This window comes from Stutzerimonas decontaminans, from assembly GCF_000661915.1.
Taxonomy (GTDB): Bacteria; Pseudomonadota; Gammaproteobacteria; order Pseudomonadales; family Pseudomonadaceae; genus Stutzerimonas; species Stutzerimonas decontaminans.
In genome coordinates, this window is the sequence record NZ_CP007509.1 from 3,190,976 (window position 1) to 3,214,802 (window position 23,827).

Here is a 23,827-nt window from a genome sequence, read left to right on the forward strand (position 1 = left end):
GGTCGGCGGAGCACACTTGCTTTAGAAGGCACGCTGAATCAGTCTTGAGCGGCTCGTTGCGGCAGATCGCCACGACGGCTCATCCGCCGCCTACAGGATCGCGATGCCGAAACTGCTGCTCTTGCTGCTGGCCCTGTTTCCGCTGCACCTCCTGGCGGCCAAGCCTGTTGCCGTCTGGGCTTACCAGCCTTCACCGCCTTTCGCCTCCGAGCACAACCCGGGTCTTTCCGAATCCCTGGTGCAGCTGCTCAACGAGCATCCGACGAACCAGGGTCTTTACGACTTCAAGCTGACCCAGCTGCCGCGCAAGCGCCTAGATGCCCGACTTGCCGCCAACGAGCCCGGTGTACTGCTGTGGGCGACGCCGGAGTTCTTTCCCGAGCGGCTGACCGCCAATGCCAGCTGGACCCGGCCACTGCTGTGCGACATCCAGGATTTCGTTTCCCCCAGCGACGCGCCAGTCGACTATAAGGGCCCGCGCTCACTGCACGTCATGCGCCTGGGCGGCATTCTCGGTCACCGCTATCGGGCATTGCAGGACGATATCGATCGAGGCCTGATCCGTCGCGAGGATGTGCACACCGACCTGCAGAATCTGAACAAGCTGATGTCCAAACGCATCGATGTAGCGCTGATGCCGCGTTCCTCCAGGCTGTACTACGGCCTGACCGAGATACCTGAGTCGAGGCTGCACGTATCGCCGACCCCACTGTATGTCTTCGATCGGCACGTGCTGATGACGGCCAGCCTGCCGGCCGACACCACGCAGTTCGTTCAGCAGCTCATCGCCGACCTGCCACATAGCGCCCGCTGGCAAACGCTGCTCAGGCGCTACGGCCTGCAACAGATGAATGCGCCCTGCTCCCTTTACTGAGCGAACGTAAGCGGCGCTGGCGAATCGAAGCAGGCACGCCTCATACTGGCGAAAAGAGAACGGAGTACCAATTCAGCCATGAAAAAGGCAATGCTGTTCGGCCTGCTGTTGACGCTCGGCGGTTGCGCCAGCCAACCCTGTGACGAGTCCCGCAGCGACAGCTGCCGTGCCGAACGCCTGCTCTATCAGAACGATCTGATGCAGGCGAAGATCCTGATCTCCATCGCCGACGAAGACAGCTATGAATTGGCCCAGGCGCTGCTCGACCGCAGCGCGAAGCTGGACCGGCGTGGCGAGACCGAGTTCTATCAGGCCTTGCTGCTGATTCGCCAAGGCCCGGAGACTTCGGAAGTGCTGGAGCTGCTGGAGAAGGCCAAGCGCAAGGGTCATCCCCATGCGGTAGCACTGCTCTACAAGATCTATCAGGAGCCGTACCTGCTCACCGAAGCTGATGTACTGCGCGCGGAGTACTATCGCGAAGCCTACGGCGAGCTGGATGTCGCTCGCAGCGGCTATCCGTCATTCGACAAATCGCTGGAGCTGGTCAACCAACTGGTCGCGCCCCCGCCGCCATCGGTGCCATACCAGGCGCCGTGCCCGCAGCACTGTCTGGATCAGTCGCGCTAGCTACGGGCTGCGGCGTGTGTTGCGATCAGGGTGCCGGGGTTTGCGAGATGCGTGGCTCTTCCTTGCCTTCGACCACGGCGCGGGCTTCTTCTTCGGTGGCGTAGGGGCCAGCGACGACGGTGCCGTTCAGTTCCACTACCCAGCACACGGCCCAGGTCGGGCGCCAGGCTTTGGGTACGTCGTCGCCGCTGAGGTGTTTGATCTGAGACGTCATGGCATTTCTCCATCGTTGCTGGGATAAGACGGCCGCCTCGCCGCGACAAGGCCGACCCCATGCAATGCAGACCACAGGGCGGCCGTCTTTGCTCGTCCGGCACGACGAAACGGCCCAGCGGACGAACCCCTGGCAGCGTCACGGCTCTACACAACAGGCGCCGCACAGCGAGGAAAGACGATGCGCACCACCACCCGCCTGCTACTGCTGACGCTGCTCACCGCGCTGCTGATCTCCGGTTGCAGCCGCGCAACCCTGGTCTATCGCAACCTCGACATGCTGGTGCCCTGGTCGCTGAACGATTACCTGGACCTGGATCGCAGCCAGCAACGCGAACTGCGCGAACGCTTGCGCCAGCACCTGGCGTGGCATTGCAGCACGCAGCTGCCGGAGCTTCTCGCCAGCCTCCAGCAACTGGAACGCGAAAGCGCCAGCGGCCAGCTCAAGCGCGAGGATCTAGCGCCGCATTACCATGGCGTTCGCGAAGCCATGCACAGCATCGCCGTGGAGGTCACGCCCACTGCCACCGACTTGCTGCGTGCACTCAGCGATGCTCAGGTTGACGAGCTGCGCCGCTCGCTGGCAGAAAACCGCCGCGAGCACCGGGAGAAATACCTGGAACCACCCTTGGAACAGCAGATTCGTGAGCGCGCCGAGCGCATGCAGGAGCGCCTGCAGTACTGGTTCGGACCGCTCAACGCGGAGCAGCGCCAGCGCGTACTGCTGTGGGCGCATACGCTGGGCGAACAGAACAGCCGCTGGCTGGACAATCGTGAACGCTGGCAGCAGATGCTGCTCGCTGCCGTCGAGGAGCGTCACAGTGACGACTTCGACGCTCGCATTGCGCGACTTCTGCAGGAGCGCGAAGCGCTGATGAACGAAAGCGATCGAGCGACCCTGCAACGTGCCGAACGGGCCGGTCTGGACCTGGTTGCCGACCTGCATACACTCGCCGACGATGGCCAGCGTGCGCACCTGACCAACCGACTCGCCCAGCTGCAGACGGATTTCGGCAGCCTCAAGTGCCTGCCGCCGACGGCCTGACGAGCGCGCTCGGCGCCCTAACGTCTAGCCGATAGCAGCAGGCGACGCGCCTCGAGTTGCCCGCTTTCGTCCAGCTCGACCAGCCATTGCGGCTTGCCGGCGACCAGCACCGCCAATGGCATCCCGTCACGGTAGAGAATCCGATTGGCCGCAAGCGCTGGTACCTTGCTCCCGGGCAACAAAGTACCGAGCTGATTCAGCGGATCCACCGCCGATACCGCCAGCATTTCTCCCGTCAGCGCCCGCTTGCGCACTTCGCGCAGCAGGCCGACCGCCTCCGGCAAAGCGAACTGCTCACCCGCCACACCGGCGACAAAGCGCCCGCCGCGAATCTCGCCACGAGCCTCCAGCCGGTGATAGACCCGCAACAGCTCGCGCCAGGGCGGCAACCAGTCGGCTTCGCGTGCCAGCAAACGCCAGAACACCACGCCGTAGCGACGCAGCAGTACACGAGCGATATGCTCCAGCGCCTCGGCGTCGACCTTGGCCGGCCGCGATGCATCGTTTGCCGTGCCCGGCTTGCGCACCAGCGCCCAGCGGCCGGCATCGTCCATGCCGCCGATGAAGGCACCGCCACGGCTGCGCCGGGCCGTTCGCGATCGCTTGCTGGCAGGTGCCAACAGGCTGCGCAGACCGGCAAAGTTGTCCGCATTCACCAATCCCACCGCTACCAGCTCGCCAAGGACATCCTCCAGCTCGCTGCGCAGCAAATGCGCGTCATGTTGCAGCTCATCGAAGAACAGCGCGCCGTGGGTCTGCAGGCAGTCGAACACCCGCTGCGCCCGCGATGACAGTTCCGGCATCGGCGCGTCACCTGCCAGCGCGTACCAGGCTGGCAACTGGCGGCGCGGCAGCAGCACCACCGGCGTGCCACGCACCGGCCCGCCGCTAGCCTTGAGCCGACCAGCCAGACGCGTCCAGACGATGCGCCCGGAGCGGCACAGTTCGTCCAGCCAGGTGCCGCCGTAGTCTTTCAGGCGTGTTGGCAAAAGATCGGCTTCCCAGGCCGCGGCCGCTGCCTGATAGCCCTCCAGCTGCTCCACCACGCTGGCCAGCGCCTCGCGCCCCTGCATACGCGTGGTCTCGGACAGATGCTGCCAGTCGGCGAGAAAACGCATGAAATCGGCACGCTCGACCGGCTCGATCTCGCGCCGCAGACGCTTGACCGTATAGCGATGGATGCGCGCCAGCAGATGCCGCTCGCACCACTCGTCTTCTACTGCGCCGGCGCTGAAACGCCCGCGCATCACATAGCCCTGGCCTTCCAGACGGACCAGCGCCAGCGCAACGGCAGAGGCCGGCAGGGCCAGCGGTCGTGCGATCAACGACACAGGTAAAGGGCCGAAGCCGCTCAACCGGGCGCGAATCAGCTCGACCAGGGCATCCTCTTCCGCGAGCGGTTGGTCGTACCCAACGGGCACCTGCAGATGTGGCTCAATCGGCGCTTGCGGATAAACCGCGCGCAACAGCGCCAGCCGTTCGAGCGGCAGCCACAGGACGCGGTCGTGGGCGATCTGCATGCGCGTCGCACGCCGGCCCTGCGCAAGCTGGTCCAGCCACCCGCGCCAATGCGGCTGCACGATGGCCTCGGATTCGGCAATGCAGCCCAGGGCCGTTAGCGCTTCGTGCATCTCGTCGGCATTGCGCGCCTCGGGCCAGGCTTCCTCACGCACTGCGGCGATCGCCTCGGAGTCCAGCGCGCCAAGGTCATCGCTGGACTCCGGGTCACTCCAGCGCCGCGCCAACACTGCCTGGGTGCGCCGCTCTTCCAGCGGCGCGTCATCGAGAAAGGCGTAGGGCCGCGCACCAAGAATCTCCATCGCCAGCGGCGACGGCGCCGGCAGGTCCCGCGCCAACAGCTCGATCTCACCGCGCTCCATGCGGCGCAGCAGCGCGAGCCAACCTTCGCTGTCCATGGCCTCGTGCAGGCAATCGTCGAGGGTCTGGCGCACCAGCGGATGGTCGGGAATTTCGCGCTCGCCGACGATGTTTTCCAGGCAGGCCACCTGATCGGGGAACACCGTGGCCAGCAGGTCTTCACTCTTCATGCGCTGCAGCTGCGGCGCCACCTTGCGCCCGCCGGCCATGCGCGGCAGGGCCAATGCGGTGGTGGCAATCCAGCGCCAGCGCACACCGAACAACGGTGCATCCAGCAGCGCCTGGATCAGCACCTGCTCGGCGGTGGCGGAGTTCAGGTAGCGCCAGACGTCCGCCAGCGGGAAGCTGTGGCTGGTGGAAAGCGAAAGGATGATGGCGTCTTCGGTGGCCGCTGCCTGCAATTCGAAGTTGAAGGTGCGGCAGAAGCGCTTGCGCAGCGCCAGCCCCCAGGCGCGGTTGATGCGGCTGCCGTAGGGCGAATGAATGACCAGCTGGGTGCCGCCGGACTCGTCGAAGAAGCGCTCCATCACCAGCCGCTGCTGAGTCGGCAAAGCGCCCAGGGCCAAGCGGGCACGGGCGAGGTATTCGACGATCTGCCGCGCGGCTTCGTCCGAAAGACCTAGAGTGCCAGTGAGCCAGTCGATGGCCGGCGCCAGGCGCGAGCCGGCGTTTGAAACAACGCCGGGCGATTTGGCGGCGGCGTCCGCCGCTGTTGCGGCATCGTTCAGCCGTCGATCGATCTCATCGCGCAACCGCGCCACGGCGAAGGACAGCTCGTCGCTGCGCCCCGGCGCTTCGCCCAGCCAGAACGGAATGCTCGGTGGCATGCCCTGGGCGTCCTCGACACGCACCCGCCCCGACTCGATCTTGAGGATGCGATACGAGGTGTTGCCCAGCTGAAACACGTCGCCGGCCAGGCTCTCCACCGCGAAGTCTTCATTGACGGTACCGATGTTCAGCCCTTGCGGTTCCAGCAGCACGGCATAGTCGGCATTGTCGGCAATGGTGCCGCCGGAGGTCAGCGCCGTCAGCCGCCCGCCGCGGCGGCCACGCAGGCTGCGCGTCGCGAGATCACGGTGCAGATAGGCGCCGCGGGTGCCATGGCGGGTGGTGTAGCCCTCGGCGAGCATCCGCAGCAGCGCCTGGAAGGTCGCTTCGTCCAGCGCGGCATAGGGCATCGCCCTGCGCAAAAGCTGGAGCAACGCGTCCTCTTCCCATTCCCGACAGGCCACTTCGGCGACGATCTGCTGCGCCAGCACGTCCAGAGGTGCCTGCGGAATCTTCAGTGTGTCCAGCTCACCGCGGCGCACGGCGTCGAGCAGCGCGGCGCACTCGATCAGGTCGTCGCGGGAGCTGGGGAACAGGCGCCCCTTGGACACGCCAGCGACCTGATGCCCGGCCCGCCCGACCCGCTGCAGAAACGCCGAAATCGAGCGTGGCGAGCCAAGCTGGCAGACCAGCTCCACGTCGCCGATATCGATCCCCAGCTCCAGCGAGGCCGTCGCAACCAGCACCCGCAAATCACCGCGCTTGAGCTTTTGCTCGGCGCTCAGCCGCTGTTCGCGGGCCAGGCTGCCGTGGTGTGCGGCGACTACCTCTGCACCCAGCCGCTCGGCCAGGTGGCGGGTGGTGCGCTCGGCCATGCGCCGCGTGTTGACGAATACCAGCGTGGTGCGATGCTCGCCGGCCAAGGCCGCAAGGCGGTCATACACCAGCGCCCAGGCGTCGTTGCTCATCACCGCTTCCAGCGGCACCGGCAGCACTTCCAGCGCCAGGTCGCGGGCGCGGCCATGGCCGATGTCGACGATCTCGCACGGTCGCTCGACGCCGACCAGAAAACGCGCCACCGCATCGATTGGTTTCTGCGTCGCCGACAGGCCGACGCGCACCAGGGGCCGGTTGCAGAGTGCTTCCAGCCGCTCCAGCGACAGCGCCAGATGGCTGCCGCGCTTGTTGCCGGCGATGGCGTGAATCTCATCGACGATCACGCTCTGCACGTCGGCGAGCATTTCGCGCCCCGACGCCGAGCCGAGCAGCACATAAAGCGATTCCGGCGTGGTGACGAGGATATGTGGCACGCGCTTGCGCATGGCGTTGCGCTCGGCCTGCGGCGTGTCGCCGGTACGCACCGCGGTGCGGATTTCCAGCGCTGGTAGCCCCAGACGCGCCAGCTCCGCGGTGATTCCGGCGAGCGGCTCCTCCAGATTGATATGGATATCGTTCGACAACGCCTTAAGCGGCGAGACGTAGAGCACCCGCGTCGCGTCGGCCAGGCCTCCCTCAGCCAGCCCCTGCTGCACCAGACCATCGATGGCCGCGAGAAAGGCGGTCAGGGTCTTGCCCGAGCCGGTCGGTGCGGCCACCAGTGTCGAACGACCGGCGCGGATCAGCGGCCAGGCAGCCGCCTGGGCCGGCGTCGGCGCGGGAAAGCTGCGGGAAAACCAGCCCGCCACGGCGGGGTGGAAACAGCTAAGCGGATCGGCAGATGGCATGCTCATGCCGAGGAATATGGTGGCGCCCCGGCCGTTGCACAAGCGACAGCCGGTCGGCGGTAGGGAAACGGCCATGACATATGGCGGTCAACTTGAAACATCCGCAACGCAACGGAGACGACCATGACCACTACCCCGCTCAGCCTCGACAACGCCATGCAACTGGCCTCGGAAGCCTTTCTGCCCTGCGGTTGCGTGACCAGCGCCAACGCCGAGGACGATAGCTTCGGCTTCACCGTGATGAACGGCAAGGGCGAGGAAATCACCCGTGTGGCGCAGGTGCGCGACTACGCCGACCCGCTGCGCGTGGCGCAGGTGATCGAGCAGACCCGCCAGGAGCTGATCGACAAGGGCTGCACCCTGGAGCCCTGGACGATGCCCTTCATCACCGACGCCAGCGCCATTCCGGAAACCACGCCGAACTACTGAGGAACGACCATGAGCGATCCCGTGCTGCTGATCACCGGCGCCTCGTCCGGTATCGGCGCCGCAACCGCGCGGCTGGCCGCAGCCGCGGGGTATCGGCTGGCGCTCGCCGCACGCTCCGAGGGCAAGATGCAGCATCTCGTCGACGAGATCGGGCCGCAACGTGCACTCGCCATTCCCTGCGACGTGACCGATTACGCCGCGCAGCAGGCCATGGTGCAGCGAGTGCTGGATCACTATGGCCAGCTCGACGCCGTCTATGCCAACGCCGGTATCCCCGGCAGCGAAGGCGGCTTCAGCGGTGCCGATCCCGAGGTGTGGAAGGCCATGTTGCTGACCAACGTCTACGGCGTCGGCGTGACCCTGCGCTGCACCCTGGCCGCGCTTAAGGCCAGCCGCGGCCATCTGCTGCTCACCGGCTCGGCAGCCGGGCGCTTCGTCATTCCCGGTTCGATGTACAGCGCCGGCAAATGGGCGGTGACCGCCATGGGTCTGAGCGTGCGCGTAGAACTGCGCGGCACTGGCGTGCGGGTCACCGTGATCGAGCCGGGCATGGTCGACACGCCGCTGTTCGACGAACCGCCCGCCTATGCGCTGCAACCCGAAGACGTCGGCCGCGCAGTGGTCTACGCGCTATCACAGCCGGCGCATGTCGACGTCAACGAAATCCTGATTCGTCCAACACCACCGGTAGATGGCGATCAGTAACCTCAGCGCTCATCGCTGCGCTGCTGCTGTTGTTGCAGGCGTCCCGACTCGATGATTTCCGCCCGCCCGGCCCCATCGCCGTGGCGGTGCTCGCCGGCCCCCCACACCCGCTGCAGTTGAATCACCTCACCCTTCTCCCAAGCATTCGCCGCTGGGTCGACCCTGGGCTGCGGGATCGACTCGCGACTGCGACGGATTGCCTGGGTATCCACACCGAAGCGCTGATCACGGGCCTTCTCCAGCGCCGGATCGAGCTGGCCGTCCTCGGTAAAGCCCATCATCAGCGCCGGGATGCCGTAGGGCAGTTCCTTGTCGCGGTCGGTATGCCAGGTGTGCCAGGTCTTGCCGTAGGTGCTGACCACCTGCTCCATCAGCTGCTTTTCCGCAACCTGCGGCAGGCCAGGCGCGACCAGCGTGCCGGACTTCACCTCGTAATCGTGACTGTGCCAGAGCTTCTTCTCGTCATCGGGCAGTGTGGCGAACAGGCGCGCGCTGATGATGTATTCGACGCCCATGAGCTTGGCATCGCTGCCATTGCCGTCGTAGATCAGCGCCTGCATCACGTCTTCGTTCAGCCGAGTGACGTAGTGGTGCGCCTCCATCTGCCCGTCCATGTCGCCGTTGTAGAAGTGAAAGCCATTGAGATAGGCACTCACCGCATTCAGTGGCGCCTTGCCTTGCAGCAGCTTGGCACCCGCCTCCAGGGTGCGCGTTTCGGCGCTTTTCGGTGCGCCGGCGGTGTCGGTATAGGACGCCGCGTTGTGTTGCCCGCAGGCAGCCAACAGCGCGATGGAACTTAAAACCAATAACTTTCGCATGGCCCGATCCCCTGCTTTGCTCATACAAAGTGACCAGAGCGCGGCCGGTTCTTCTTCACCGGCGCCAGACTGGCCGGCAGAAACTTTGCTCCGCGCGTCGGGTCGCTATGGGAGGCCGTTTCGGTCGTCAAACCGTAGGGGGACAGCCATGGGCAACCTGGCAGAGCAGCCACATCCGCATCCGGCACTGGCAGAACTCGACCTGTTGCTGCAGCGCTACCGACAGGTCCGCGCCACCAGCGAGGCCATCTGCAGGCCGCTGCAGGTGGAGGACTACGTCATCCAGAGCACGCCGGAAGTCAGCCCGCCGAAGTGGCATCTGGCGCATGTCAGCTGGTTTTTCGAAACCTTTCTGCTGCTGCCCTATCTGCCCGGTTATCGACGCCTGAACGACGCCTACGACTACCTGTTCAACTCCTATTACCAGACCCACGGCCTGCCGTTTCCGCGGGCGCGCCGCGGTGTGCTGTCCCGCCCGGGCGTGGATGAAATCTATCGTTACCGGCGGCACGTCGATCAGGCCATGGGCGAGCTGCTGAGCAACCCGCCTCGCGAGCAGGCTGCCGAGATCGTCCGTCGCGTCGGGCTGGGCCTGCAGCACGAGCAGCAGCACCAGGAGCTGCTGCTGATGGACATCAAGCACATCCTCGCGCAGAACCCGCTGCATCCGGTTTACCGCGACGATCTCGCCCAGGGCCGGCCGGGCAGCCCGGAGCGCCCGCGCTGGCACGAATACGCCGGCGGCGTGCAGCACATCGGGCATGCCGGCAGCGACTTCGCCTTCGATTGCGAAACCCCGCGGCACCGTCAGTTCGTCGAGGATTTCCAGCTTGCCGAACGGCTGGTAACCAACCGTGAATACCTGTCGTTCATCACCGACGGTGGTTACGTCCGTCCCGAGCTATGGCTGTCGGACGGCTGGGACCTGATCCAACAGGCCGGCTGGAACGCGCCGCTGTACTGGCTGCACGAGGAAACCAGCTGGCACGAAATGACCCTCGGCGGCCTGCGTGCACTGGACTTGGAAGCGCCGGTCTGCCACATCAGCTACTACGAGGCCGACGCCTACGCGCGCTGGGCCGGAGCGCGACTGCCAAGCGAAGCCGAGTGGGAAGTCGCCGCCGCCGACCAACCGTTGCGCGGCAACTTCCTTGAAAGCGACTACTTGCAACCAGTCGCCGCCCTGCCCGGGCACGACGGACCCCGGCAGTTGTTCGGCGACGTATGGGAATGGACTGCGAGCGCCTACCTGCCCTACCCGGGCTTCCGCCCGCTGGACGGCAGCCTTGGTGAATACAACGGCAAGTTCATGTCCGGTCAGATGGTGTTGCGTGGTGGCTGCTGCGCCACGCCGGAATCCCATGTGCGGGTCACCTACCGCAACTTCTTCCAGCCGGCGATGCGCTGGCAATTCGCCGGGCTACGCCTGGCCAGAGGGCTTTGAACATGGCGCTGGCTATTCATTTTCATGATCAGCTGCAACAACCACACGACGCCTCGCTGCGCGAAGAAACCCTTGCCGGGTTCGCCGCGAAGCCGAAATGGGCCTCGCCGAAGTTCTTCTACGATCGCCGCGGCTCCGAGCTGTTCGAGCAGATCTGCCAACAGCCGGAGTACTACATCACCCGCACCGAGGAGCAGATTCTCGCCGACGCGGCCAATGACATCCTCGATATCGCCGGCCCCCACAGCGACCTGATCGAACTGGGCAGCGGTGCCAGTTGCAAGGTACGCCTGCTGCTGGAGGCGCTGCACCCGACCAGCTACCTGGGCATCGACATATCCGAGGACTTCCTGCTCAGCAGCACCCAGCGTCTGGCGGCGGACTACCCGTGGCTGGAGGTGCATGCCGCCTGCACCGACTTTTCCAACGAGCTGAACCTGCCGGATGACTTCAGCAGCGAACATCCGCTGATGTTCTTTCCCGGTTCCAGCATCGGCAACTTCACCCCAGAAGAGGCCGCGGCCTTCCTGCAGCGCTTGCACGATGTGCTGCCGGCCGGTGGCGGGCTGGTGATCGGCGTCGATCTGGTCAAGGATCGTGCGGTGCTGGAAGCGGCCTACAACGACCGCGCCCATGTCACCGCCGCCTTCAACCTCAACCTGCTGCAGCGCATCCGCAACGAGCTGGACAGCGATATCGACCCGTCGCGCTTCGTCCACCGCGCCTTCTACAACGAGGCCGAGTCGCGCATCGAGATGCACCTGATCAGCCCCGAGGCGCAGGACGTAAGCATTGAGGGCCGGCGCTTTCATTTCGATGCGGGGGAAAGCCTGCACACCGAGAACTCCTACAAGTACACGCTCGAATCGTTCGCCGCCCTGGCCAGTGCATCCGGATTCGACTGCCTTGGCCAGTGGACCGATTCGCGCGACCTGTTCAGCGTCAACTACCTGCAACGGCGTTAATCAATGACAACCCGCCAACTCACTGGTCTTGCCCTCGGCCTCGGCCTGCTCAACGCGCTCTATACATTTCCCGCCACCGCGCAAGACCCGATCCGCGTCACCCAGCTCAAGCGCTGCGGCGATCTCTTCGCCGAAGACGCGCAGAGCTGGTGCCTGAGCGCCAAAGGCCTTCCACGTGGCGAGGTGCAGCTTTATCTGGACGGCAAGCCGCTGAGTGCGGACAAGCTCCAGCGCGACGGCAACCAGTTGCGCCTGACCGTCGCGCCGGATGCGGTACGCAGCGGGCCGCTGTGGCTGGAACACGATGGCAAGCGCAGCAATCCGGTCTGGCTTTCGGCCGGGCGCAGCCAGGTGCTCGCCGCCACGCCCGATCAAGTGGCGCGCAACATGGACGACCTGACCACCTATGTCGACCTGGTCAGCCTGATCATCGAGGAGGACCACGAGGGGCTTGAGAAGGCGCGACAGCTTGCCGAGAAGTACGGCGCCGAGGTGGTCGGCGCCATCCCGCCGCTGAACACCTACCAGCTGCGCCTGCCGGTGAAGGATCTGACCGAGCGGGACGCCATGGTGCTGCGCCTGGGCAGCGAGGTGGGTGTGGATGCCGTGGTGATCGAGGAATCGGCCGCCGAGAACGACGAGCAGGAAAGCGGCAGGACGCCGGAGCAGAAGCGCCCGCAGAACCGCGAATGGGCCGCCAATCGCTTCCTCGATGCGGTGGACTACTACCGCGAACGCATTCCCGCCGACCAGCGCACCGGGGAAAAACAGCCGGTGCGCATCGGCATCATCGAGCGCGCGGTGGACTTCGACGCCCCCCACTTCGCCGAATACCTCCAGCCCTGCGATCCGCACAAGCAACGCACCTGTCTCTACGCCCGCGACGCCGATCGGCCGGACAATCACGGCAGCAGCGTCGCCGGCATTCTCGCCGCGCACGCCAGCGATGCCCGCGACCAAGGCTTTCTCAGTGCGCTGGACGGCACCGGACCGGGCTTCGAGGTAATCGTCGAGCGCAACTCGGACGCCGGCATCACCGCCAATGTCGCGGCCTCGGTGAATCTGGTCGAGGACGGCGCGCGCATCCTCAACTGGAGCTGGGGGATTCACCGTATCGGCACGGTGGACGTGGATGGCGAGCCGGTGGATTCGCTACTGCGCTCCGGAATTGCCATGAGCGGCTACGAGGAGCTGCTGGAAGAATTCTTTCTCTGGCTGCGCCGCGAGCATCCCGACGTGCTGGTGATCAACTCGGCCGGCAACGGCTCGGCGCATTCCGGGCGCGACGACTACCGACTGCCTTCCTCGTTCATCACCGAGCAACTGCTGGTGGTCGGCGGCCATGAGCGCAACGACCGGGAAAAGGTCTCGGTGGAACACCCGGACTACGTGCGCAAGCGCAAGTCATCCAACGTCGATATGCGCGTGGACATCACCGCGGCGGCCTGCACCCGCGCTGCCACGCTCGATCCCGAACAGCGCGGCGACGTGCATTGCGGCACCTCCTACGCCACGCCGCTGGTAGCCGGCGCGGTGGGTGCGATGCTGTCGGTCAACCCCGGACTGGAGCCGGATCAGGTGCGCGAACTGCTGCGCCGCAGCGCCATGACCATCGGCCGCGACTCGGATTTCGAGCCCGCCGAGGCGGATGACCTGACCGCGCCGATCCTGCCGTCGGAGCGTGGTTACCGGCTGGATGACAACGATGTCGGCCGCTCGGCTCGGCTGGACATGCGCAAGGCGCTGGAACTCACCGTGAAGAGCCTGGAGAACACGCGCTAGGTCGCTTCACTCCATGTCGCCGCACAGCTCGGCGGCGCGTAGCAGTGCGGCGGTCAGCGCGTGGCGCTCCCATTGCGGCAAGGCGGCGAAACGCGCGCGGAATTCCGGCGCCAGCAACGCTGGCGCCTCCTGCAGCAGTTCCCGGCCGCTGTCACTGAGCAGCAGCCACTGGCGCCGGCGATCCTGGTCATCGCGCTGGCGCTGCAACAGCCCGCGCTCTTCAAGGCGATCGAGCTGGCCGGACAACGTCGCAGCGGTGAGGCTGACGCGTCGGCTCAAGGCGCTCGCGGTCATCTGCCCGTCGCTGGCCAACACCTGCAGGATCATCAGTTGCACAGGGCTCAGCCCGCCGTATCGCGCCAGCCGCTTGGCATGTACCTCGGCGTCCTGCTGCAGTCGGCGCATGGCCTGGAACAGCGGCATCTCGAATGCTTCCAGCTCGGCACTATTAATTTCGTTTGAAACTGTTTCTTCAGCCATATTCATTATTTCTTGCCACCAAGAGCTTTGACATCAAAGCATTTTTTTGCTTTGGTGTAAAAAGCTGGCTGACCTGCCACCCACCGCTTCGCTTGTCCGAACAGCTGAACTTCGCGGGTGACGGGCCAGTCACACTCCCCAACGGCATAACCGGTAAGGATCTTATGTGTGGCATAGCTGGAGAACTTCGCTTCGATAACCGCCCGGCCGATCTGGCTGCGGTTGAACGCATCACTCAACACCTGACTGCGCGCGGCCCCGACGCCTGCGGTTTCCATAGCCAGGGCCCACTCGCCCTGGGGCATCGACGCCTGAAGATCATGGATCTGTGCGAGGCGTCCGGCCAGCCGATGATCGACTCGGCTCTTGGCCTGTCGATGGTCTTCAACGGCGCCATCTACAACTACCCCGAATTGCGCGCAGAGCTGGAAGGCCTGGGCTACCGCTTCTTCTCCGAAGGCGATACCGAAGTGCTGCTCAAGGGCTTCCACGCCTGGGGCGAGGCGCTGCTGCCGCGGCTGAACGGCATGTTCGCCTTTGCCATCTGGGAGCGCGACAGCCAGCAGCTGTTCATCGCCCGCGACCGCCTCGGCGTCAAGCCGCTGTACCTGTCGCGCACCGACCAGCGCCTGCGCTTCGCCTCGTCGCTGCCGGCACTGCTCAAGGGCGGCGATATCGCCGGTGTTTTGAACCCGGTTGCACTGAACCACTACATGAGCTTCCACGCCGTGGTGCCAGCGCCGGACACGCTGATCGCCGGTATCGAGAAATTGCCGCCGGCCAGCTGGATGCGCGTCGATGCCAATGGTGCGACCACCACCCAGCGCTGGTGGGAACTGCAATTCGGCGCCCGTGAAGAGGAGCGCAACTACAGCTTCGAAGACTGGAAACAGCGCACCCTGGACACCATGCGCGAAGCGGTGGCGATTCGTCAGCGCGCCGCGGTGGATGTCGGTGTGCTGCTCTCCGGCGGTGTCGACTCCAGCCTGCTGGTCGGTTTGCTGCGCGAAGCCGGCGTGGCCGACAACCTGCTGACCTTCTCCATCGGCTTCGAAGATGCCGGCGGCGAGCGCGGCGACGAGTTCAAGTACTCCGATCTGATCGCAAAGCACTACAACACGCGCCACCACCAGCTGCGCATTCAGGAAAAGGAAATCCTCGAGCAGCTACCGGCCGCCTTCCAGGCGATGAGCGAGCCGATGGTCAGCCACGACTGCATCGCCTTCTACCTGCTCTCGCGGGAAGTGGCCAAGCACTGCAAGGTGGTGCAGAGCGGCCAGGGTGCCGATGAGCTGTTCGCCGGCTACCACTGGTATCCGCTGGTGGATGGCGCCGAGGACCCGGTGGCGGCCTACCTCGCCGCGTTCCGCGACCGCAGCTATGAGGAATACGCCGAAACCGTGCAGCAGCAGTGGGTGCAGGGCGATTTCTCCGGCGACTTCGTCCGCCAGCACTTCGCCCAGCCTGGCGCCGATGCGGCAGTGGACAAGGCGCTGCGCATTGACAGCACGGTGATGCTGGTTGATGACCCGGTCAAACGCGTGGACAACATGACCATGGCCTGGGGCCTGGAGGCGCGCACACCGTTCCTCGACTATCGCGTAGCCGAACTGTCGGCCCGGATTCCGGCGAAATTCAAGCTGCCGGAGGGCGGCAAGTACGTGCTCAAGGAGGCGGCGCGCCAGGTGATTCCCGCAGAAGTGATCGACCGGCCGAAGGGCTACTTCCCGGTGCCGGGCCTCAAGCACCTGCAGGGTGCCACGCTGAACTGGGTGCGCGAGATGCTGCTCGACCCGAGTCAGGAGCGCGGGCTGTACAACCCGCAGGCGCTGGAGAAGCTGCTCGCCGATCCGGATGGCCAGCTCACGCCGCTGCGCGGTTCAAAACTCTGGCAGCTGGCGGCGGTCAATCTATGGTTGAGCGAACAAGGCCTCTAATAGTGGTCGAGGCAGGCGCCCGACCACGAAGGCCCCGATAACCCGCTCACGAACGGCTGCGGTTGCCACGCGCCACGGGGGCGAAGACTTCGCCCCACCGCTTGCCGGTTCGTGACTTAGCATCAAGGAACGCACCATGCAGAAGTCCCAAGCCTATGGCCAGCGTCTGTTGCGCGGACAGGCACCGACCTACCAGAGGCTGCAGGCACGCTTCGCCGAGGACGGTCAGGAAGAACCCTGCGGCCCGGTGGTCCTGCACTGCGGCTGGGGCCGCATACTGGTCGGCCACACCTATTCCGACCCTGCACAACTCGCCGCCGAATTGCTCAACGAGCAGGCTGGCGAGCGCGACATCGCGCTGTATGTCGCTGCTCCGCATCAGGTGCTGTCCTATGCCCCGCAGCAACTCTTTCTCGATCCCTCCGACACGCTGCGTATCTGGTTCACCGACTACCGCCCGTCACAGAAGCGCTTTCGCGGTTTCTGCGTCCGCCGCGCGCAGAGCGATGCCGACTGGCACGCCATCAACGGCCTGTACCAGTCGCGCGGGATGATGCCGGTCGATCCGGAGCGCTGCACCCCGCGCGAACAGGGCGGCCCGGTTTACTGGCTGGCCGAGGACGAAACCTCCGGGCAGATTATCGGCAGCGTGATGGGAATCGATCATCACCGTGCCTTCAATGATCCGGAAAACGGTTCTAGCCTGTGGTGCCTGGCGGTTTCGCCAAGCTGCCCGCGGCCAGGTGTCGGTGAAGCGTTGGTGCGCCACCTGATCGAACACTATATGGGCCGCGGCCTGGCTTACCTCGACCTGTCGGTGCTGCATGACAACCAGCAGGCCAAGGCGCTTTACGCCAAGCTCGGCTTCCGTGACCTGCAGACCTTCACCGTCAAACGCAAGAACAGCTTCAACCAGCCGCTGTTTCTCGGCCCGGGGCCGGAAGCGAAGCTCAATCCCTACGCCAAGATCATCGTCGACGAGGCCCGCCGCCGCGGCATCGAGATCGAAGTCAACGATGCCGAGGCCGGCCTGTTCACCCTGACCCAAGGAGGGCGGCGGGTGCGCTGCCGGGAGTCGCTATCCGACCTCACCTCTGCGGTGAGCATGACGCTCTGTCAGGACAAGCGCCTGACTCACCGCACCCTCGCCCAGGCTGGCATCTGCCTGCCGGCGCAACAGCTGGCCGGTAGTGCTGCCGAGAATGCCGCCTTCCTCGCCGAATACGGCAGTGTGGTGGTCAAGCCGGTTGATGGTGAACAGGGCATGGGCGTTGCCGTGGATCTGCGCGATGCCGCCGAGATCGAGGAAGCCATCCAACGGGCCCGGCAGTTCGATAGTCGCGTGTTGCTGGAGAGCTTTCACCCGGGGCTTGACCTGCGCATCGTGATGATCGGCTTCGAAGTAGTCGCCGCTGCGATACGCCGTCCGGCGGAAGTCATCGGTGATGGCCGCACCAGTATCGGTTCGCTGATCGAGAAGCAGAGCCGTCGGCGCCAGGCCGCCACCGGCGGCGAAAGCTCCATTCCACTGGACGAGGAAACCCAGCGCTGCCTGCGCGATGCCGGTTTCGACTTCGAAAGCGTATTGCCGGACGGCCAGCGCCTGGCCGTGCGTCGCACTGCCAACCTGCATACCGGCGGCACGCTGGAGGATGTCACGGCGCAGCTGCATCCCGAGCTGATCGACGCAGCCGTACGCGCCGCCCGGGCGCTGGATATTCCGGTAGTCGGCCTGGATCTGCTGGTCCCGTCCCCGGATCAACCGGAGTACGTTTTCATCGAAGCCAACGAGCGCGTCGGTCTGGCCAATCACGAGCCGCAGCCGACCGCCGAACGCTTCATCGACCTGCTCTTCCCGCTCAGCACCGCCGGCTGATCACACATGCGTCCCGGCACCGAGCCGGGACGCATGCGCTGCGCGCCGCACCAGCAGGACGCTCTCCACATTCACCTCCATTAGGTGGCTGAGAAAGTCGCCGCTCAAAGGAGCTCCCATGACCGCACAACTCCCCGACCCTGACCTCAATTACATGCAACGGGTGTTGCTGGAGATGCTCGCCATCCCCAGCCCCACCGGTTTCACCGACACCATCGTGCGCTATGTCGCCGAACGCCTTACCGAGCTGGGCATCCCCTTCGAGCTGACTCGCCGCGGCACCATCCGCGCCACGCTCAAGGGTCGGCGCTATAGCCCGGACCGCGCTGTTGCGGCGCATCTGGACACCATCGGCGCCATCGTCCGCGAGATCCATGACACCGGCCGCCTCGGGCTTGCGCCCGTCGGCTGCTGGTCCAGCCGTTTCGCCGAGGGCAGTCGCGTCAGCGTCTTCACCGACACGGGCGTGATTCGCGGCAGCGTGCTGCCATTGCTGGCGTCGGGACATGCTTTCAACACCGCCGTGGACGAGGCGCCCGTTAGCTGGGACCACGTCGAGCTGCGCCTGGACGCCTACACCTACAGCCGTAACGAAACCTGCGCGCTGGGGGTAAACGTCGGTGATTTCGTCGCCTTCGACCCGATGCCCGAGTTCACCGAAAACGGCTACATCAGCGCCCGTCACCTGGATGACAAGGCGGGGGTCGCCGCCCTGCTTGCCGCGCTGAAGGCCATCGTCGAAAGCGGTCGCGAGCCTCCCATCGACGTGCACCCCTTGTTCACCATCACCGAGGAAACCGGCTCTGGCGCGGCGGGTGCCCTGCCTTGGGACGTCAGCGAGTTCGTCGGCATCGACATTGCGCCCGCAGCCAAGGGCCAGGCCTCCAGCGAGCATGCCGTCACGGTGGCCATGCAGGATTCCGGTGGCCCCTACGATTTTCATCTGTCACGTCACCTGCTCAAGCTGGCTGGCGAACACGAAATCCCGGTGCGTCGTGACCTGTTCCGCTACTACCACAGCGACGCCCAATCCGCCGTCGAGGCCGGGCACGACATCCGCACTGCCCTGCTGGCGTTCGGCTGCGACGCGACGCATGGCTATGAACGTACCCACATCGACAGCCTTGCCGCGATGAGCCGCCTGCTTTGTGGCTACATGCTCAGCCAGCCGGTCTTCGCCAGTGATGCACCGCACTCCAAGGACTCGCTGGAGCGCTTCAGCCATCAGCTGGAACACGACGCGCAGATGGAAAACGATACGCGCGTACCACCCGTCGACACCCTGGTCGGGCGCCAGCAGCATCCGCAGGAACGCGACGGCTGACGTAACGCTTTGCGTGACGAGCCGCCTGCTTGGCGCAGGCGATGCTTGCCGCTCGGCGCGTAACTCGGCAAAGTTAACCGGACAAGGAACGTGCGGCACTCTGAAGGCGCCATGTAGAGCCCGAAGGAATCGGTACCGTCACACCGCTCTACTAATATGTGTCGCCCTGCCGCAGGGCACACACCTTCCGGATCGAAACATGTTGCCGCGTTTATGCCTGGCCCTGCTGCTGTTTTGCCTGTCGCTTCAAGCCTGGGCATTCAACCCTGTGGTGGTCGATTCGATTGATTCGCGCCAATCACTCGGCAGCACGACCCGCTACCTGGAAGATCCGCACGGCGAACTGAGCGTCGACGACGTCATGGCGTTGCCGTCAGAGCGTTTTCAACCGGTCAAAGGCGGGCACGTCAACGAAGGCAAGAACAGCTCGACCTGGTGGCTACGAGCCGATCTGGCCAACCATCTCGCCGATCCGTTGGGCGGATTCATCGAGATCAACTATCCCCTGCTCGACCATATCGAGCTGTTTTTGCAGTACCCGGACGGCAGCCTCAGCCGCCAGCTGACCGGAGACCGCTACCCCTTTGCCGATAGGCCGGTAAAAGTCAGCAATTTCTGGTTTCCTGTCGAGTTGCCTCCGGGCGAAACCACACTGCTGCTGCGGATCAAGACCACCAGCACCCTCTACGTACCGCTTTACTTCAGCACCTACAATGCCAGCGCAGCCCAACAGCAGGAGCTGAGCGGTCTAAGTGGCGCGTTCTACGGCGTGCTGTTCGCGATGTTCTGCTACAACCTGTTTCTCTTCGCTTCGCTGCGCGAGCCGGCGTATTTCTGGTATCTGGTCTATACGCTCAACGTTGGCCTGTTCGCGCTCTCGTTCGATGGCCTGTTGGTCAAGTGGCTGGCCGATGATGGGGGACTGGTGGCGCTAGGCATCTATGCCCTGATGTTCAGTCACTGCCTGATCTCCATCCAGTTCAGCCGCCATTTCCTGCATACCCGTGAACTCTTTCCCCGGCTCGACCTGGTGTTGCGCTGCACCCTACTGGTGGTCTTGGGCAGCATGGTTTCCGGGCTGCTGCTGGACGTGCAGACCTGGAGCATTCTCGCCAGCGTCACGGTGATCGTAGCTTCGGTCGGACTGCTGTTGACCGGCGCCTTCGTCTGGCGCCGCGGCGTGCGTTATGGCGTTTACTACACGATGGCCTGGGGCGTGCTGCTGGCATCCTTCATCCTCGTTACCGCCGGCTCGCTGGGCGTGGAAATCTTCGGTCTGTATGGCGCTGCAGTGGTCAAGGCCAGCGTCGCGTTCGAGTTGATCACCTTGTCCATCGGCCTGGCCGACCGCATCAACCTGCTCAAGGAAGAAGGCTACCGGTCGCGCGAGGCCGCCGAGCGGGCCGCCTGTGAGAACGAGGAGAAAAGCCGTTTTCTGGCCAAAATGAGCCACGAGATCCGCACCCCTCTGAATGGCGTGCTCGGCATGCTGCAACTGCTGCGCGAAACGCCGCTGGACCGCAGCCAGCAGTTCTACCTCGACACCATCTCCAGTTCCGGCAATTCGCTGATGGCCGTGATCAACGACATCCTCGACTACGCCCGGATCGGCTCCGGCAAGCTCAGCCTGGAAGACATCGACTTCGACCTGGAAATCCTGATTTCCGAAACCATCCGGCTGTTCACCGCCCAGGCGCTGGAAAAGCAGCTGAGCCTGCATGTCGGCCTGGAACCCGGTGTGCCACGGCGCATTCGCGGCGACCCTACGCGCCTCAAGCAGATCCTGATGAACCTGCTGAGCAATGCATTGAAATTCACCGAACATGGCCACGTGCTGCTCGAGGTGTCATCTCGCCAGACGCCGGATGGCGCTTCGCGGCTGGTTTTCTGCGTCAGCGACAGCGGCATCGGCATGCGTCAGGAAGTGCTGGCGCAGCTGTTCGAGTCGTTCTCACAGGGCGATTCGAGCACCACCCGGCGGTACGGCGGTAGCGGCCTCGGCCTGGCGATCAGCAAGGAACTGGTGGAGATGATGAACGGCCATATCGAGGTGCAGAGCGCGCCGGGTCGCGGCAGTCGTTTCTGCTTTGAAATCCCGCTGCACGCGGCGATCGACGTCGAAGACCCACTGACCCAGCTGCTGGCAGGCAGGCCTGCCCTGCTTGCCTCGCAAGACGCCCAGGGCCTGGAGGCGCTCAGCCATCTGCTGCGGCGCTGGGGCATGCGCACCGAACGTTGCCAGATGCCGGATCGCCTGCCGGACTACCTTGCCGATTTCACCGCCGCGCCGCTGCTGGTCGTGCAGGCCCCATGGCCCGGCAGCCCGAGCCAGTGGCTGGAGCGTCTGCGACCACACCTGGAGACGAATCAACGGGTTCTGCTGCTCTATTCGCCGATACACGAACCGCCGCCGCTGACCCCTGAATTGCGCCTCATGAGTCTCTCGCTACCCTTGCAGAGCGGCCCGCTACGCGAAGCTTTGCAAGCGCTCTACGAATGCGAGCCCGCGCCGCCGGCCGGGACCGACACGGTCGCCGTGGCGCTGCGGCAAAGCGAACCCTGCATTCTCGTCGCCGAGGACAATCCGGTGAATCAGATGGTGGTTCGTGGCCTGCTGAAAAAACGCGGCTACGCCGTGCAGCTTGCCGACAATGGCCGTCAGGCAGTGGACCTCTACCGCCGCGACCCGGACGCCGTGCAGCTGATTCTGATGGATTGCGAAATGCCCGAGCTGGACGGCTTCGAGGCCAGCCGGCAGATACGCAAGCTGGAAGCGGACCGGCAGCTGCAGGCTGTACCGATCATCGCCGTGACCGCCCATGTGCTGGCCGAGCATCGCCAGCGCGGCCTCGAATCCGGGATGGACGAGTTCATCGGCAAACCGCTGGAAAGCCAGCAGCTGTATGCTTGCCTGGACAGCTTCCTGCAGGGCGCTAGCTAGATTACGTCAGCCCTGCGCCGCGCCAGCCTATCCGAAGACATCCCATGCTTATTCCCCACGACCAGCTCGAACCGGACACCCTGACCCGCCTCATCGAAGACTTCGTCACCCGCGAGGGCACCGACAACGGCGACGAGACCCCGCTTGAAACCCGCGTGGCCCGGGTACGCCGGGCACTGGACAAGGGTGAGGCGGTGATAGTCTTCGACGCCGACAGCCAGCAATGCCAGCTGGCCCTCAGGCGCGACGTGCCGCGCGAGTGGCTGGACTGAGCGGCCGGCAGGCGGTGGACTCATTCAGCCGAACAAGCCACTTTCCCGTTCCCACGCGCAGCGCATGCGCAGGTCGCTCTGCTGCGGACTGTGGCTGCCCGCCTCGGTCTGCCAGCGAAAGGTGTGGGTGCCATTGAGCTCGGTTTCCAGGTGCACCACGGCGCTGGTCCAGTACAGCTGCTTGAGCAAGGCTTCGAAGCGCTGCACCCAGAGCGCCCACTCGTATTCCACCGCGCGGTAGCTGGCGCCGAAGTGGATCACCTGGGTCTGGTACAGACCCAGCTCTTCGTTCCGGCAGAAGGAAAACATCTCGCGTCCGATGAACGGCCAGGCCTCGCCCTGCGGCAACGCCTGCACGGCAGCCAGATTGTTCGCCCGGCGTTGGCGGCACTGCTCGGGGTCGGCGGAAGGCCAATCACGGATGCAGCCATAAACGATGGATTCAGACTCCACTCGAAACTCCGGGAACGCAGGGATGAACTGGGACGGCGAGCTTTCTAGCACAGCCCGGCGGGCCGGTCACCCGCGGCTTGGGAAGTGGTGAAACAGGCCACAGCCCTGAGCGTTTTCAGCCGCCCACATGCCGTGGCCGCAAACGCATCGCCAGCAACGACATGCACGCGGCCATACCCGTCAGTACCAGGAACGGCACGCGGTAATCGCCGGCCAGATCACGCCCCAACCCCGCCAACACCGGCGTCAGACAGGCCAGGCTGTAACCTGTGCAAAGCATCATTGCAGTGAGCCGGCTGACGGCCAACGGCGTGCTGGCCTCGTACATCGGCGAAATCAGCGCCAGGGAAAAGGTGCCGTTGAGCGCGATGCCGAGCAGCATGCAGATCACCAGCGGCTGCCAGTTCGGCGCCAGGGCGATCAGCGCCAGGCAAAGGGTCGCCAGCACACCGCAGCCGGCCATGATCCGGTGCCGGTTGCCCAGCCGCTGTGCCAGCCAGGGCATGGCAAAGGCGCTCGGCAGGCCGATGAGCATGAAACCGCTGAAGAACGCATTGCTTTGCAGCAGGCTGTAGCCCACCTCGTGATAACGCGCCACCAGCCAAGTGGCCAGCGCATAGAACAGACCGGCCTGCAGGGCGAAATAGATGCTCAGCAGCCAGGCTCGCGGTTCCTTCCAAGGTAAACCGGCGCGGCTCTCACTGGCGGCTTCCGGCTGGTTGGGCAGACGTGACCAGATCAGCAGCGCTGCCAATGCCGGCAGCGCCCAGAGCGCCAGGCCCCGCGTCCAGTCCTGCCCCATCACCTCGGTCGCCGGCGCCGTCACCACTACGCCGAGGGTGCCGCCGACCGCCATGCTCAGCGAATACCACGCCGCCGTCTGGCCCATGCGCTCAAGGAAATAGCGTTTGATGAAGCCGGACAGCAACGGCCCGGCGACGGCGATCCCGGCGCCGACCAGTCCGGCGGTAGCGATCAGCAGAACGGCGTTATGGCCGAACAGCCGCAGCAACAGTGCCACGCCGATCAGCCCGAGGCACAGCGCGATGCTGCGCTCCAGACCGAAACGCACGGCCAGCCGCGGCGCCAGTGGCGCCAACAGCCCCATCAGCAATACCGGCAAGGCGGTGGTGAGGCTGATCAAACCGCGGGAAAGCGAAAGCTCTTCGGCAATGCGCTCGATCAGCGGAGCGAAGGAAGTAATGCCAGGACGCAGGTTGATCGCAGCCAGTACCAGGGCCAGCATCAACAGTCCGCGGGAGGGAAAATTCA

The 23,827-nt window shown here is 65.0% G+C and carries 20 protein-coding genes; 13 read left to right on the plus strand and 7 right to left on the minus strand.

Annotation, left to right across the window (positions count from 1 at the left end):
• Positions 1 to 103 precede the first annotated feature (103 nt).
• Together UIB01_RS14540 and UIB01_RS14545 are read left to right on the plus strand one after the other, a co-directional pair.
• Positions 104 to 874, plus strand: coding sequence for a transporter substrate-binding domain-containing protein (locus UIB01_RS14540; RefSeq protein WP_038661910.1), 771 nt, complete (start codon positions 104 to 106; stop codon positions 872 to 874).
• Positions 875 to 952: 78 nt separating this feature from the next.
• Positions 953 to 1,501 (plus strand): hypothetical protein, encoded by a 549-nt coding sequence (locus UIB01_RS14545; protein ID WP_038661913.1) that lies wholly within the window; start codon positions 953 to 955, stop codon positions 1,499 to 1,501.
• A 25-nt stretch (positions 1,502 to 1,526) separates the two neighbouring features.
• On the opposite strand, the gene UIB01_RS14550 is transcribed toward UIB01_RS14545, so the two are convergent.
• On the minus strand, positions 1,527 to 1,715 hold the full coding sequence (locus UIB01_RS14550) for a hypothetical protein (RefSeq protein WP_038661916.1): 189 nt from the start codon (positions 1,713 to 1,715) through the stop codon (positions 1,527 to 1,529).
• Positions 1,716 to 1,895: 180 nt separating this feature from the next.
• Between UIB01_RS14550 and UIB01_RS14555 the strand changes: the two genes are divergently transcribed.
• A complete protein-coding gene (locus tag UIB01_RS14555; RefSeq protein WP_038661919.1) occupies positions 1,896 to 2,759 on the plus strand; it encodes a DUF6279 family lipoprotein in 864 nt (287 codons plus the stop codon).
• A 17-nt stretch (positions 2,760 to 2,776) separates the two neighbouring features.
• On the opposite strand, the gene UIB01_RS14560 is transcribed toward UIB01_RS14555, so the two are convergent.
• Entirely contained in the window at positions 2,777 to 7,135 is a 4,359-nt protein-coding gene (locus tag UIB01_RS14560) for a DEAD/DEAH box helicase (RefSeq protein ID WP_038661922.1), read from the minus strand.
• Positions 7,136 to 7,252: 117 nt separating this feature from the next.
• On the opposite strand from UIB01_RS14560, the gene UIB01_RS14565 reads away from it, so the two are divergent.
• Both UIB01_RS14565 and UIB01_RS14570 read left to right on the plus strand, forming a co-directional pair.
• Positions 7,253 to 7,558 (plus strand): hypothetical protein, encoded by a 306-nt coding sequence (locus tag UIB01_RS14565; RefSeq protein ID WP_038661925.1) that lies wholly within the window; start codon positions 7,253 to 7,255, stop codon positions 7,556 to 7,558.
• A gap of 9 nt (positions 7,559 to 7,567) precedes the next feature.
• Positions 7,568 to 8,263: an SDR family oxidoreductase gene (locus UIB01_RS14570; RefSeq protein WP_038661929.1), complete on the plus strand. Its 696-nt coding sequence runs from the start codon at positions 7,568 to 7,570 to the stop codon at positions 8,261 to 8,263.
• A gap of 2 nt (positions 8,264 to 8,265) precedes the next feature.
• Here UIB01_RS14570 and UIB01_RS14575 read toward each other — a convergent pair whose 3' ends face one another.
• On the minus strand, positions 8,266 to 9,081 hold the full coding sequence (locus tag UIB01_RS14575) for an OBAP family protein (protein ID WP_038661931.1): 816 nt from the start codon (positions 9,079 to 9,081) through the stop codon (positions 8,266 to 8,268).
• Between the two features lie 148 nt (positions 9,082 to 9,229).
• Between UIB01_RS14575 and egtB the strand changes: the two genes are divergently transcribed.
• The 3 genes from egtB to UIB01_RS14590 are packed head-to-tail and all read left to right on the plus strand — an operon-like array spanning position 9,230 to position 13,272.
• Entirely contained in the window at positions 9,230 to 10,525 is a 1,296-nt protein-coding gene (gene egtB / locus UIB01_RS14580) for an ergothioneine biosynthesis protein EgtB (RefSeq protein ID WP_038661934.1), read from the plus strand.
• Between the two features lie 2 nt (positions 10,526 to 10,527).
• Positions 10,528 to 11,490: an L-histidine N(alpha)-methyltransferase gene (gene egtD / locus UIB01_RS14585; RefSeq protein WP_038661936.1), complete on the plus strand. Its 963-nt coding sequence runs from the start codon at positions 10,528 to 10,530 to the stop codon at positions 11,488 to 11,490.
• Between the two features lie 3 nt (positions 11,491 to 11,493).
• Positions 11,494 to 13,272, plus strand: a complete 1,779-nt coding sequence (locus UIB01_RS14590; protein WP_038661938.1) for a S8/S53 family peptidase — start codon at positions 11,494 to 11,496, stop codon at positions 13,270 to 13,272.
• A 6-nt stretch (positions 13,273 to 13,278) separates the two neighbouring features.
• On the opposite strand, the gene UIB01_RS14595 is transcribed toward UIB01_RS14590, so the two are convergent.
• Both UIB01_RS14595 and UIB01_RS23265 read right to left on the minus strand, forming a co-directional pair.
• A complete protein-coding gene (locus tag UIB01_RS14595; RefSeq protein ID WP_038661940.1) occupies positions 13,279 to 13,752 on the minus strand; it encodes a MarR family winged helix-turn-helix transcriptional regulator in 474 nt (157 codons plus the stop codon).
• A 5-nt stretch (positions 13,753 to 13,757) separates the two neighbouring features.
• Positions 13,758 to 14,030: a hypothetical protein gene (locus UIB01_RS23265; protein WP_180983592.1), complete on the minus strand. Its 273-nt coding sequence runs from the start codon at positions 14,028 to 14,030 to the stop codon at positions 13,758 to 13,760.
• Here UIB01_RS23265 and UIB01_RS14600 point away from each other — a divergent pair.
• From UIB01_RS14600 to UIB01_RS14620, 5 genes are all read left to right on the plus strand, one after another.
• Positions 13,917 to 15,689, plus strand: a complete 1,773-nt coding sequence (locus UIB01_RS14600; protein WP_038661943.1) for an N-acetylglutaminylglutamine amidotransferase — start codon at positions 13,917 to 13,919, stop codon at positions 15,687 to 15,689. The genes UIB01_RS23265 and UIB01_RS14600 overlap by 114 nt on opposite strands.
• A 136-nt stretch (positions 15,690 to 15,825) precedes the next feature.
• Positions 15,826 to 17,565 carry an N-acetylglutaminylglutamine synthetase gene (gene ngg / locus UIB01_RS14605; protein ID WP_038661946.1) on the plus strand — a complete coding sequence of 580 codons (1,740 nt, stop codon included), beginning with the start codon at positions 15,826 to 15,828 and terminating at the stop codon, positions 17,563 to 17,565.
• Between the two features lie 118 nt (positions 17,566 to 17,683).
• Complete coding sequence (locus UIB01_RS14610) at positions 17,684 to 18,889, plus strand: osmoprotectant NAGGN system M42 family peptidase (RefSeq protein WP_038661949.1); 1,206 nt, start codon at positions 17,684 to 17,686, stop codon at positions 18,887 to 18,889.
• 199 nt (positions 18,890 to 19,088) lie between these two features.
• Positions 19,089 to 21,830 (plus strand): hybrid sensor histidine kinase/response regulator, encoded by a 2,742-nt coding sequence (locus tag UIB01_RS14615; protein WP_038661952.1) that lies wholly within the window; start codon positions 19,089 to 19,091, stop codon positions 21,828 to 21,830.
• A gap of 44 nt (positions 21,831 to 21,874) precedes the next feature.
• Positions 21,875 to 22,102 (plus strand): YheU family protein, encoded by a 228-nt coding sequence (locus tag UIB01_RS14620; protein ID WP_015277685.1) that lies wholly within the window; start codon positions 21,875 to 21,877, stop codon positions 22,100 to 22,102.
• Between the two features lie 24 nt (positions 22,103 to 22,126).
• Here UIB01_RS14620 and UIB01_RS14625 read toward each other — a convergent pair whose 3' ends face one another.
• Entirely contained in the window at positions 22,127 to 22,555 is a 429-nt protein-coding gene (locus UIB01_RS14625) for a hypothetical protein (RefSeq protein WP_038661956.1), read from the minus strand.
• A gap of 115 nt (positions 22,556 to 22,670) precedes the next feature.
• Positions 22,671 to 23,801 carry an MFS transporter gene (locus UIB01_RS14630; protein ID WP_038661958.1) on the minus strand — a complete coding sequence of 377 codons (1,131 nt, stop codon included), beginning with the start codon at positions 23,799 to 23,801 and terminating at the stop codon, positions 22,671 to 22,673.
• Between the last annotated feature and the right edge of the window lie 26 nt (positions 23,802 to 23,827).